We start from the raw sequence: 11,265 nt of genomic DNA, 5'->3' as shown, positions 1-11,265 counted from the left end.
ATAACGGCGAACGCGTCAGGGGGCGTCCTCGTGGTGTGCCGCGTCGCGGATCTCGCCGACCAGCTCCTCGATCACGTCCTCGAGGGTGGCGAGCCCCAGCGTGCGGCCCGTCTCGTCGACGACCCGCGCCATGTGCGCCCCGCGCCGCTGCAGGGTCTCCAGCGCGTCGTGCAGCAGGTCGTCCGCGGCCACCGGCGCGAAGGGCCGGATCCACTTGTCGTCGATCGGCCGCTCGCGGCGTACGTCGTCGGTCTCGAGCGCGTCCTTGATGTGCAGGTAGCCGAGCACCTCGCCGCCGTCGCGGACCGGGAACCGGCTGTAGCCGGTCGCCGCGCACAGCGCCTCGACCTCGGCCGGCGTGGTGCCCCGGGTGACGGTCGTCAGCGAGTCCGGCGGCATCAGCACGGCCGACACGGTCTTCTCGGTGAAGCCGAGCGCACCGGCGAGCCGGTCGTACTCGTCGGCCGCCAGCAGGCCCTCCCCGCGCGACTCCTCGACCAGGGCCGCGACCTCCTCGCGGGTGTAGGTGGAGCTCACCTCGTCGGTCAGCCGCGCACCGAGGAGGCGCAGCACGCCGCCCGCGATCCAGTTGATCACCACGACGATCGGCCGGAGCACCGTGACGATGCCCCAGATCGGCGGACCGAGCACCAGCGCGGCCCGGTCCGGCGCCGCGAGCGCCAGGTTCTTCGGGATCATCTCCCCCATCACCACGTGCAGGTAGACCACGATCGCGAGCGCCACCACGAACGAGATCGGGTGCAGCAGGTTCTCCGGGACGTGCACGGCGTGCAGCACCGGCTCGAGCAGGTGGGCCACGGCCGGCTCGCCGACCGCACCGAGCACCAGCGAGCACACGGTGATGCCGAGCTGGTTCACGCCGATCACCAGCGAGATGTTCTCCATCGCCTTGATCGTGGTCCGCGCCATCCGCGACCCGGCCTCCGCCCGCGGCTCCAGCTGGGTGCGGCGGGCCGACACCAGGGCGAACTCGGCGCCCACGAAGAACGCGTTGCCGAGCAGGAGGAGGACGGCGACGACGACCGCGGTGCCGCTGCTCATCGTCGGTCACCGTCCTCGTCGGCCGCGGTGTCCAGGACCCGGAGGCGGACCCGGTCGATGCGCAGCCCGTCCATCCGCTCGACGGTCAGCACCGCGAGCCGCTCGGTCGGCTCGTCGGGGTCGGACCGGTCCGGCACCGGCACCTCGGCCAGGTCGCCGACCTCGGGAACCCGGCCGAGGACCTGCATGACCAGGCCGGCGATCGTGTCGTAGTCCTCGTGGTCGGGCAGCTCGACCCCGGTCACGTCCTCGACCTCGTCGGGGCGCAGCAGGCCCGAGAGCGACCAGGTGCCGTCGCGGTGCTGGCGGGCGCTCGCGCTGAGCCGGTCGTGCTCGTCGGAGATGTCGCCGACGATCTCCTCGACGACGTCCTCGAGCGTGACGATGCCGGCGAACCCGCCGTACTCGTCCATGACCACCGCCAGCTGGAAGCTCTCGTCGCGCAGCTGCGCCAGCAGCGGATCGAGCCGCAGCGAGTCGGGGACGACGATCGGCTTGGCCACCAGGTGCTTGACCTTGGTGGTCGCGCGCTCGGCGACCGGCAGCGCGACGGCGTTCTTGACGTGCACGGTGCCGACGACGTTCTCGTCCGCGTCGAGCACGGGGAACCGCGAGTGGCCGGTCTCCCGGGTGAGCTCGATGACCGCCCCGGCGCGGTCGTTGGCGTCCAGGCTCACGGTGCGCACCCGCGGCGTCATGATCTCGCCGGCGGTGCGGGTGCCGAACTCCACCGAGCGCTCCATCAGCTCCGCGGTCTCGACGTCCAGGGTGCCGAGGTCGGCCGACCGCTGGATCAGCGACGCGAGCTCGGTCGAGCTGCGGGCCGACCGCAGCTCCTCCTGCGGCTCGACGCCGAGGCGCCGGACGAACGCGTTCGCCGAGCCGTTCAGCACCCGGATCGGGCCGCGCATCGCGGCGGTGAAGGCCCGCTGGAACCGCTGCGTCGCCCGGGCCACCTGCATCGGCTTGGCCAACGCGAGGTTCTTCGGCACCAGCTCGCCGAAGATCATCGTGAGCACGGTGCCGAGCGTCAGGCCGACGCCGACCGCGACCGGCTTCACGGCGTCCTCGGGCACGCCGAGGCTCGCCAGCGGCCCGTCGATCAGCTCGGAGATCGCCGGCTCGGCCAGGTAGCCGATCGCGAGGTTGGTGATCGTGATCCCGACCTGGGCGCCCGAGAGCTGGGTCGAGAGGGAGCGGAGCGCCTGCTGCACGCCGCGGGCGCTGCCGTCACCGCTGGCCGCGGCGCGCTCGACCTGGCTGCGGTCGACGGTGACGAAGGAGAACTCCGCCGCGACGAAGACGCCGCACGCGGCGATCAGGAGAAGCGCTGCCACCAGCAGCAGCCAGGAAGTCATCGGGGCTCTCCTCCACGTCGGTCATGCGGGGAGAGCCGGGGACTTTGGGAGCCGTCCATGGGCGGGGAATCGTGTCCTCAAGGTCGGGGGCGAACGAGCCGACACTCTACCGGGCGAACCGCCCACGGCCAGCGTCGGTGAGCACTACGCTCGTGCCGGAACCGCGGAGGGTCGGGAGCTCGGGATGACCTACACACCAGCGCACTACCGAGGGCAGCGGCTGCTGTCCCCGGCGGCGCGCCACCTCGTCGGCCGCTTCTCGTACGGCGTGACCCCGGCGCTCGCCCGCCAGGTCCGGGCCGCAGGCGGGCCGCTGGCCTGGTTCGAGGAGCAGCTGGACCCGGCGGCGATCGCGGACGGCCGCACCGACGAGCTGCGCTCGTGGTGGTCGGGGCTGTCCCGCAGCCACACCGAGATCTGGCAGCGCCAGCGCAACGAGATCGAGGGCGGCTGGGAGGTGATGGCGGACTACCAGCGCTGGGTGCTGCTCCGCCGCATCCACTCCAAGCGGCAGGTGCTCGAGGCCGTGACCGAGCTGTGGGAGAACCACTTCAACGTCCCCGTCTACAACGACTCGGCGTGGTTCTGGCGCACCCAGTACGGCGACACGATCCGGGCCGGGGCGCTCGGCCGGTTCGACGACCTCCTGCACGCGGTGATCACCCACCCGGCGATGCTGATCAGCCTCGACAACGTCAGCTCCAGCGCCCAGCACCCCAACGAGAACCTCGGCCGCGAGCTGCTCGAGCTGCACACCGTCGGCCGCGGCGAGTACGGCGAGGACGACGTCAAGGCCTCGGCGCGCATCCTCACCGGCTGGAGCGCCGACATGTGGAACACCTTCGACCCGGTCTACCGCCCCCGGTGGCACTGGAAGGGGCCCGTCACCGTCATCGGGTTCACGCACCCGAACGCCGACGCCGACGGCAAGCCCGTGACCCAGGAGTACCTCACCTACCTGGCCCACCACCCCGCGACGGCGCGGCGCGTGGCCCGCAAGCTCGCGGTGAAGTTCGTGCGCGACGACCCCTCGGACGCGCTGGTCGAGGAGCTGGCGCAGGTCTACCTCGACAACGACACCGAGATCCGGGCGGTGCTGCGGGCGCTGGTGCGGTCCGCGGAGTTCGCGGCGTCGGTCGGCGCCAAGGTCCGCGACCCGGGCGAGGACGTCGTGGCGACGTACCGGGCCCTCGACGTGCGCTTCGAACGGCCCCCGGCCACCGGCCCGGGTGAGGGGTACGCCGCGAACCAGATCCTCTGGCAGGCCGACGCGATCGGCACCAAGCCGTTCGACTGGCCGCGGCCCGACGGGCAGCCGATCGGCAACGACGCCTGGGCGTCCCCGTCGCGGATGCTCGCGTCGATGGCGATCCACGTGAACCTGGCCGGCACCTGGTGGCCGAGCAAGGGCGCGACGTACCACACGCCCGCGTGGTGGGTGCCCCGCTACCCGATCCGCTTCGACCTGCTGGTCGACCACCTCTCGCAGCGAATCCTGCACCGCCGGTCGACCGCGCAGCTGCTGCAGGCGTGCTGCGAGGCGGTCGACGTCTCGCCGCGCGAGCGGATCACCCGCGACCACGGGCTGGTGCGCTGGAACTGGTACCGGCTGCTGACCACCTTCCTCGACTCCCCCGACTTCCTGACCCGATGAGTGCCGCGATGACTGCTCCCACCTCCCCGTGCTGCGACGAGTTCGCCCGCCTGTCCCGCCGCTCCTTCCTGGGCGGCACGGTCGCACTGGTCGGCGCCACGACCATCGTGGGCTCGGCCGCGATCACCACCTCGGCGGCCGCGTTGGCGCCGGCCCCGTCGGTGCTGGTCGTGCTGTCGCTGCGCGGTGCGGCCGACGGGCTCTCGCTCGTCGTCCCGCACGGCGACCCCGTGTACTACGACGCCCGGCCGAACATCGCGATCCCGTCGGACCGGCTGCTGGTCAAGGACGGCATGTTCGGCCTCCACCCCGAGCTCGCGCCGCTCGTGCCGCTCTGGGAGGGCAACCAGCTCGCCGCCGTGCACGCCACCGGCCTGCCCGCGCCGAACCGGTCGCACTTCTCGGCGATGGAGGAGGTCGAGGACGCCGACCCCGGGTCCGACGTCCGCAGCGGCTGGCTCAACCGGTTGATCGGCACCGACGCCTCGTCGTCGCCGCTGCAGGGCTTCAACGCCGCCGGCGGCGTCCTCCCGACGTCGCTGTTCGGCTCCCAGCCCGTGATGTCGGCCGGCAGCGTCGACGACGTGCAGATCCCGGGCGACGACAAGTGGGACACCACCCGGGGCCGGCGGGCCTCGCTGCACACGCTGTGGGACGACGACCGGAGCACGCTCGGCACCGCGATGCGCTCGATGTTCGGCGCGCTCGACGACTTCGCGCCGGTGCAGGCGACCGACGACCACCGCGACCGCTACCCCGACACCGACCTCGGCCGCGCGCTGTCCGAGGTGGCTCGGGTGATCCGCGGCGACGTCGGCGTCGAGGTGATCACCGTCGACCAGGGCGACTGGGACATGCACTCCGACCTCGGCACCACCGACGGGGGCTGGATGAACCGCAACGCGCGCGACCTGGCCCGCTCGATCGCGGCGTTCTTCGACGACCTCGGCGACCAGGGCCCGAAGGTCACGCTCGTGACGATCAGCGAGTTCGGCCGCCGTACCGTCGAGAACGCCAGCCAGGGGCTGGACCACGGCTACGGCAACGTGATGCTCGTGGCCGGCGCGGGCGTCAAGGGCGGCTACTTCGGGCGCTGGCAGGGCCTGACCAACGACCTGGACTCCGACGTCATGGTGACCACCGACTACCGCAGCGTGCTCTCCGAGGTCGTGCGGACCCGGTTCGGCGCCTCGACGGCGAAGGTCTTCCCCGGGTTCTCCCCGGAGACCGTCGGGGTCATGCGCGGCGTCTGACCGATCGGCCCTGGACGAGAACACGTTCTAGTTGAGAGGGTGGCGCCGTGCGCGTCATCCAGTGGGCGACCGGCGGCGTGGGCCGGGCCGCGATCGAGAGCATCCTGCTGCACCCGGACCTCGAGCTGGCCGGCTGCTGGGTCCACTCCGACGCCAAGCACGGCGTCGACGTCGGGGAGATCATCGGCACCGAGCCGCTCGGCGTCCGCGCCACGAGCAGCCGGGACGAGATCCTCGCGATGGAGGCGGACGCGGTCGTCTACGCGCCGTTGATCCCGGACCGCGACGAGGTCGCCGCGCTGCTCCGCTCGGGCAAGAACGTGGTGACCCCGGTCGGCTGGTTCTACCCCACCGAGAGGGACGGCGCTCCCCTGGCGGCCGCCTGCGCCGAGGGCGGCACCACCCTGCACGGCACCGGGATCAACCCCGGCGGGATCACCGAGCTGCACCCGCTGATGTTCTCGGCGCTGTCGTCGGCCGTGACGTTCGTGCGCGGCGAGGAGTTCAGCGACATCCGCACCTACGACGCGCCGGACGTGGTCCGCCACATCATGATGTTCGGCGGCGAGCCCGGCGAGGCGCTGGGCGGCCCCATGCTCGGCCTGCTGTCGGGCGGGTTCATCCAGTCGGCGCGGATGTGCGTCGCCGCGCTGGGCTTCGCGGCCGACCCGCACGTCCGGACGTCGCAGGAGGTCGCGGTCGCGACGCGCCCGATCGACACGCCGATCGGCGTCATCGAGCCCGGCCACGTCGCCGGTCAGCGCTTCGTGTGGGAGGCGTTCGTCGGCGACGCCTGCGTGGTGCGGATCGCGGTGAACTGGCTGATGGGCGAGGAGCACCTCGACCCGCCGTGGACCTTCGGCCCGCAGGGCGAGCGGTTCGAGGTCGAGGTCAAGGGCGACCCGGACTGCTTCGTCACCATCAAGGGCTGGCAGCCCGACACCGTCGAGGAGGGCCTGGTCCGCAACCCCGGGGTGGTCGCCACCGCGGCGCACTGCGTCAACTCGATCCCGTACGTCGTGGCGGCCGACCCGGGGATCAAGACCTACCTCGACCTCCCGCTCGTCGCCGGCCGCGCGCACCCCGACCTGCGCTGACGCCGAGTCGGCGCAGTCTCAGGCACTCCGGCATCGGGAGCGCTCAGTGCTCCCGGTAGGTCGCGGCCAGGTCGAGGTCGCCGTAGCCGGCGTCGACGGCGCGGGCGAAGTGGGCGCGGATCCCGGGCATCAGGGCCAGGTCCACCCCGGCGCCCTCCGCCGCGGCCAGGATCAGCTCGACGTCCTTGAGGGCGTTGGCCAGGCCGAACGCCGGCGCCAGCTCGTCGTCGAGCATCGCGGTGCCCTTGAGCTGGACGTACGGCGCGTCCAGGGCGCCGTCCCGGACCACCTCCAGGAACAGCCGCGGGTCGAGGCCGAGGTCGCGGGCCAGGGCGAGCGACTCCGCCACGCCCTCGACGATCGTGAAGACCCAGGCGTTGGCCGCCAGCTTGAGCCGCGAACCGGCGCCGGCCTCGCCGACCCAGACGGTCCGGCCGCCGATCGCGTCGAAGACCGGCGTCACGGCGTCGCGCACCGACTCGGGCCCGGACGCGAGGACCACCAGCTCGCCGTCCTCGGCGGGCTTCTTGGTGCCGAGGACGGGCGCGTCGACGTACGAGACGCCGAGGTCCGCGGCCAGCCGGCCCAGGCGCTCGGCGGCGTCGACGCCGACCGTCGTGGTCTGCACCCAGATGGTGCCCGGGCGCAGCGCGGCCCGCGCGGCCTCGATCGTCTCGGCGACCGAGTCGCCGTCGAACAGCATCGTGACCACGAGGTCCGCGCCGTCCACCGCCGCCGCGGCCGACGGCGCGACGGTGGCGACGTCCGCGAGCGGCTCCGCCTTGTCGGTCGTGCGGTTCCAGACCCGCAGCGGGAGCCCGGCGGCGGCGATGTTGCGCGCCATGGCGGCGCCCATCGTGCCGAGACCGAGCAGGGCGACCGTGGGGGCAGCAGTCATGGGCTCGACGGTACGTCGAGCCGGCAACTCACCTGCGCTGGTGGTCGGCGTCGCTGCTGACCTGCTGGATGACGGCGCGGTCGTCGTGCCCCAGCCGGTCGAACGCGTGGTTGGCGTCGCTCAGCTGCACCAGCGTGCACAGCGCCGCCACGGCGATCACCGCAGCCGCCCCAACGGCGTGCAGGACGTCCCTCATCGAAGTTCCCCCCAGACCCTCGTGTGCGTCCATCGTCGCACACGCGAGCGCGCGGACAACGCCGCCACGCGCATCTTGCGGATGTCTGGAGGTGCCCTCCTCAGACCACCTTGTTCAGCCGCGCCACGGCCTCCTCGAACTCCGCGACGAGCGACGCGACCACGTCCGCGACCGGGCGCACCTCGTTCATCCGGCCCACGATCTGGCCGATCGGCATCGAGATGACGTCGGGGTCGCCGGAGGCGTTGATCCGGTTGTGCGCGTCGGAGACCAGCAGGTTCTGCAACGGCATCGGCAGCGGCTCGGGCGCGTCCTCCTCCGCCCAGGCCTCGGTCCACTTCGTCTTGAGCAGCCGCGCGGGCTTGCCGGTGTAGATCCGCGTGCGCACGGTGTCCGAGGACGTCGCCCGGGTGAAGGCCTGCGTCCAGCCGGCGTTCGACTGCAGGTTCTGGTACTCCTCCGTGCCGAGCCAGATGGACCCGGTCCACACGCCCTGGGAGCCGAGCGCGAGCGAGGCGGCGATCTGCCGGCCGGAGCCGATGCCCCCGGCCCCGAGCACGGGTACGTCGGGCCCGACCGCGTCCACGATGTCCGGCTGGAGCACCATGCTCGCGATCTCGCCGGTGTGCCCCCCGGCCTCGTAGCCCTGGGCGACGATGATGTCGACGCCGTTCTGCACGTGCGAGAGCGCGTGCTTGGCGGCGCCGGCCAGCGCGGCGACCTTGATGCCGTGCTCGTGGCACTTCTCGATCACGTCGACCGGCGGCGAGCCGAGCGCGTTGGCGATCAGCACCGGACGGTGGTTGAGCGCGACGTCGAGGTGCGACCGGGCCACCGAGTGCAGCCAGCCGAGGACCCCCTCGCGGCCCTCGCCCTCGGGCAGCGGCGGCACGCCGAGCCTGTGCAGGGTCCGCTCGACGAAGTCGAGGTGGTCCTGGGGGATCATCGCCTTCAGGTCGACCGACTTGCCCTCGGTCGGGATCTTCATCGGCATCACGATGTCGACGCCGTACGGCTTGCCGTCGGTGTTCTCGTCCAGCCAGGTCAGCGTCTGCTCGAGCTCGTCGGTGTCGTTGAACCGGACGCAGCCGAGCACGCCCAGGCCGCCGGCCCGCGACACGGCCGCGGCGACGTGCTCGGAGGGGGTGAACGCGAAGATCGGGTAGTCGATCCCGAACTCGTCACACAGCGGAGTGCGCATGCCTCACACCACCGTCGTCGGGTGCTTGGCGGCGACCGAGGCCATCGCCATCTCCTTGGCGGCGGGGTACTGCGCCTTGCCCGTGGCGTTGCGGGGCACCCGGTCGACGACCGTCAGCGCCCGTGGCAGCTTGTAGCCCGAGAGGTGCTCGCGCAGGTACGCGCGCAGCTCGTCGAGCTCGAGGCTCGCGCCCTCGCGCAGCTCGACCACCGCGGCGACGGCCTGGCCGTACTTCTCGTCGGGGACCCCGACCACGAGGACGTCGTACACGGCCGGGTGGCCCTTGATCGCCATCTCGACCTCCTCGGGGTAGACCTTCTCCCCACCGGTGTTGACGCAGTTCGAGCCGCGCCCGAGCAGGGTGACCCGGCCCCCCTCCTCGATCCGGGCGAAGTCGCCGGGCACCGAGTACCGGGCGCCGTCGACCTCGATGAACGTGGCCGCGGACTTCTCCGGGTCCTTGTAGTAGCCGACCGGGACCGAGCCGCCCCGGGCCAGCCGGCCGGTCCGGCCGACGCTGGTCTCCATGTCCAGGATCCGGTTCTCCTCGTCGAGCACCACGCTGCCGGGGCCGAGGCCGACGACGGGACCGTCCGTGGAGATGTTGTTCGGGTCCTGCATGCCCATGCCGCCGAAGCCGGTCTCCGTCGAGCCGACGGAGTCGGTGAACACGGCGTTCGGGAACGCCGCCATCCACCGCGCCTTCACCGGTGGGCTGAAGATCGCCGCGCTGCTGGAGATCGCGAACAGGCTCGAGCCGTCGTACGGCGTGCCGGTGGCCGCCTTCTCCTCGTAGGCCTCGATCAGCGGGCGGGCCATGGCGTCGCCGGTCATGAAGATCAGCTGGACCTTCTCCCGCTCGATGATCTCCCACGTGCGCACCGGGTCGAACTTCGGCTCGAGGATCGTCAGGTGGCCCGCGAACAGGTGCATGAGCAGGCCGGCCTGGGCGCCGCCGTGCATCAGGGGGCTGAGCGGGAAGGTCACCATCCGGGGGTCGTTGGCCTGGCTGGACTGCGTGTACTCGTCCAGCGGCTCGCCGGTGTAGAAGTCGATGCCGCCGCCGAGCACCCGCCAGAAGTCCTCGTGGCGCCACATCACGCCCTTCGGGAAGCCGGTCGTCCCGCCGGTGTAGATGATGTGGATGTCGTCCGGGCTGCGCTCGCCGAAGTCGCGCTCGGCACTCTGGCCGGCCAGCGCCTCGTCGTAGTGGACCCCACCGTAGGAGGAGTGGTCCGACCGGTCGGCCGGGTCGAGCGCGTCGTCCAGGACGACCGCGACCCGCAGCTTCTCGTGCTTGGGCCAGCACCTCTCGACCAGCGGCGCGTACGAGCGCTCGTGGATGAGCGCGACGACGTCGGCGTTGTCGAAGATGTAGTCGAGCTCGCTCTCGACGTACCGGTAGTTGACGTTGATCGTGGTCGCCCGGATCTTGACGATCGCCAGCGTGGCGACGACGTGCTCGATGCTGTTCTTGGCGTAGATCGCGACGTGGTCCCCCGGGTGCACGCCCTGCGCCTGCAGGTAGTGCGCGAGGCGGTTGGCGTCGGCCTCCAGCTCGGCGTAGGTCACGGCCCGGTCGCCCACCTTCACGGCGAGGTTGTCGGGCGCGGCATCGACGGCGTGTTCGAAGAGGTCAGCGATGTTGTGAGCCACGGCGCGAGACTAGAACACGTTCTCGTTCTTGGCTAGCATCACCCGTCATGAGCGACTCCCCCACCGCTGCGCCGCACTGCCTGGTCGAGCAGGACGGTCACAAGCTCGTCGTCACCATGAACCGGCCGGAGGCCCGCAACGCCCTGTCCGGCGAGATGATGGCGATCATGGAGGAGGCCTGGGACCGGGCCAACGCCGACGACTCGGTCCGGGTCGTCATCCTCACCGGCGCCGGCGGCTACTTCTGCGCGGGCATGGACCTCAAGGCCGCCACCCAGCGGTCGCCCGACGACAGCTTCAAGGCCGGGTTCGACCCCTCGGTGATCAAGGGGCTGCTCAAGGGCTTCCGCCTGACCAAGCCGCTGATCGCCGCCGTCGAGGGGCCGGCGGTCGCCGGCGGCACCGAGATCCTCCAGGGCACCGACATCCGGATCGCGGGCGAGTCCGCGCGGTTCGGCGTCGCCGAGGCGAGGTGGAGCCTCTACCCGATGGGCGGCTCCGCCGTCCGCCTCCCCCGCCAGATCCCGTACACGGTCGCGATGGACCTGCTGCTGACCGGCCGGCTCATCAAGGCACCCGAGGCGAAGGAGATCGGGCTGATCGGCCACGTCGTGCCCGACGGCGAGGCGCTCGCCAAGGCGCACCAGATCGCCGACCTGATCTGCGCGAACGGCCCGCTCGCCGTCCAGGCCATCCTCAAGACCGTCCGCGACTCCGAGGGTAAGCACGAGGAGGAGTGCTGGGCCGACGACGCCAAGGTCGGCATGGCCGTCTTCGCCTCCGAGGACGCCAAGGAGGGCCCCCGGGCGTTCGCCGAGAAGCGCACGCCGGAGTTCCGGGGCCGCTAGAACACCTGCGGGCAGCGACCCGCGTTCGCCGTCGTAGCCCGC

At 71.9% G+C, this 11,265-nt stretch carries 10 protein-coding genes; 4 read left to right on the top strand and 6 right to left on the bottom strand.

Annotation, left to right across the window (positions count from 1 at the left end):
- Positions 1 to 15: 15 nt before the first annotated feature.
- A complete protein-coding gene (locus ABD086_RS10365; RefSeq protein ID WP_343907444.1) occupies positions 16 to 1,062 on the bottom strand; it encodes a hemolysin family protein in 1,047 nt (348 codons plus the stop codon).
- Positions 1,059 to 2,420, bottom strand: coding sequence for a hemolysin family protein (locus ABD086_RS10360; protein ID WP_343907443.1), 1,362 nt, complete (start codon positions 2,418 to 2,420; stop codon positions 1,059 to 1,061). Before ABD086_RS10360 ends, ABD086_RS10365 begins: the two co-directional genes overlap by 4 nt.
- A gap of 184 nt (positions 2,421 to 2,604) precedes the next feature.
- Here ABD086_RS10360 and ABD086_RS10355 point away from each other — a divergent pair, with 184 nt between their 5' ends.
- The 3 genes from ABD086_RS10355 to ABD086_RS10345 are packed head-to-tail and all read left to right on the top strand — an operon-like array spanning position 2,605 to position 6,424.
- Positions 2,605 to 4,074: a DUF1800 domain-containing protein gene (locus ABD086_RS10355; protein ID WP_343907442.1), complete on the top strand. Its 1,470-nt coding sequence runs from the start codon at positions 2,605 to 2,607 to the stop codon at positions 4,072 to 4,074.
- A gap of 8 nt (positions 4,075 to 4,082) precedes the next feature.
- A complete protein-coding gene (locus tag ABD086_RS10350) occupies positions 4,083 to 5,327 on the top strand; it encodes a DUF1501 domain-containing protein (protein WP_343907441.1) in 1,245 nt (414 codons plus the stop codon).
- A gap of 47 nt (positions 5,328 to 5,374) precedes the next feature.
- Positions 5,375 to 6,424, top strand: a complete 1,050-nt coding sequence (locus ABD086_RS10345) for an NAD(P)H-dependent amine dehydrogenase family protein (protein WP_343907440.1) — start codon at positions 5,375 to 5,377, stop codon at positions 6,422 to 6,424.
- A gap of 43 nt (positions 6,425 to 6,467) precedes the next feature.
- Here the strand turns inward: ABD086_RS10345 and ABD086_RS10340 are convergent, their stop codons facing one another.
- The 4 genes from ABD086_RS10340 to ABD086_RS10325 all read right to left on the bottom strand — a co-directional run bounded on the left by ABD086_RS10340 (position 6,468) and on the right by ABD086_RS10325 (position 10,375).
- Positions 6,468 to 7,322: an NAD(P)-dependent oxidoreductase gene (locus ABD086_RS10340; protein ID WP_343907439.1), complete on the bottom strand. Its 855-nt coding sequence runs from the start codon at positions 7,320 to 7,322 to the stop codon at positions 6,468 to 6,470.
- 28 nt (positions 7,323 to 7,350) lie between these two features.
- Complete coding sequence (locus ABD086_RS10335; RefSeq protein WP_343907437.1) at positions 7,351 to 7,518, bottom strand: hypothetical protein; 168 nt, start codon at positions 7,516 to 7,518, stop codon at positions 7,351 to 7,353.
- A gap of 100 nt (positions 7,519 to 7,618) precedes the next feature.
- Complete coding sequence (locus ABD086_RS10330; protein ID WP_343907436.1) at positions 7,619 to 8,719, bottom strand: NAD(P)H-dependent flavin oxidoreductase; 1,101 nt, start codon at positions 8,717 to 8,719, stop codon at positions 7,619 to 7,621.
- A gap of 3 nt (positions 8,720 to 8,722) precedes the next feature.
- Entirely contained in the window at positions 8,723 to 10,375 is a 1,653-nt protein-coding gene (locus tag ABD086_RS10325) for an acyl-CoA synthetase (protein ID WP_343907435.1), read from the bottom strand.
- 47 nt (positions 10,376 to 10,422) lie between these two features.
- Between ABD086_RS10325 and ABD086_RS10320 the strand changes: the two genes are divergently transcribed.
- Positions 10,423 to 11,223 (top strand): crotonase/enoyl-CoA hydratase family protein, encoded by an 801-nt coding sequence (locus ABD086_RS10320; protein WP_343907434.1) that lies wholly within the window; start codon positions 10,423 to 10,425, stop codon positions 11,221 to 11,223.
- The last annotated feature ends 42 nt before the right edge of the window (positions 11,224 to 11,265 follow it).

This window comes from Nocardioides aquiterrae, assembly GCF_039526625.1.
Lineage (GTDB): Bacteria > Actinomycetota > Actinomycetes > Propionibacteriales > Nocardioidaceae > Nocardioides > Nocardioides aquiterrae.
This window is presented reverse-complemented; position numbering and strand designations above follow the sequence as displayed.

Bases quoted from the DNA above. Each gene is read 5' to 3' on its own strand.
- ABD086_RS10365 (WP_343907444.1), bottom strand. From the start codon at position 1,062: ATGAGCAGCGGCACCGCGGTCGTCGTCGCCGTCCTCCTCCTGCTCGGC.
- ABD086_RS10360 (WP_343907443.1), bottom strand. From the start codon at position 2,420: ATGACTTCCTGGCTGCTGCTGGTGGCAGCGCTTCTCCTGATCGCCGCG.
- ABD086_RS10355 (WP_343907442.1), top strand. From the start codon at position 2,605: ATGACCTACACACCAGCGCACTACCGAGGGCAGCGGCTGCTGTCCCCG.
- ABD086_RS10350 (WP_343907441.1), top strand. From the start codon at position 4,083: ATGACTGCTCCCACCTCCCCGTGCTGCGACGAGTTCGCCCGCCTGTCC.
- ABD086_RS10340 (WP_343907439.1), bottom strand. From the start codon at position 7,322: ATGACTGCTGCCCCCACGGTCGCCCTGCTCGGTCTCGGCACGATGGGC.
- ABD086_RS10335 (WP_343907437.1), bottom strand. From the start codon at position 7,518: ATGAGGGACGTCCTGCACGCCGTTGGGGCGGCTGCGGTGATCGCCGTG.
- ABD086_RS10330 (WP_343907436.1), bottom strand. From the start codon at position 8,719: ATGCGCACTCCGCTGTGTGACGAGTTCGGGATCGACTACCCGATCTTC.
- ABD086_RS10320 (WP_343907434.1), top strand. From the start codon at position 10,423: ATGAGCGACTCCCCCACCGCTGCGCCGCACTGCCTGGTCGAGCAGGAC.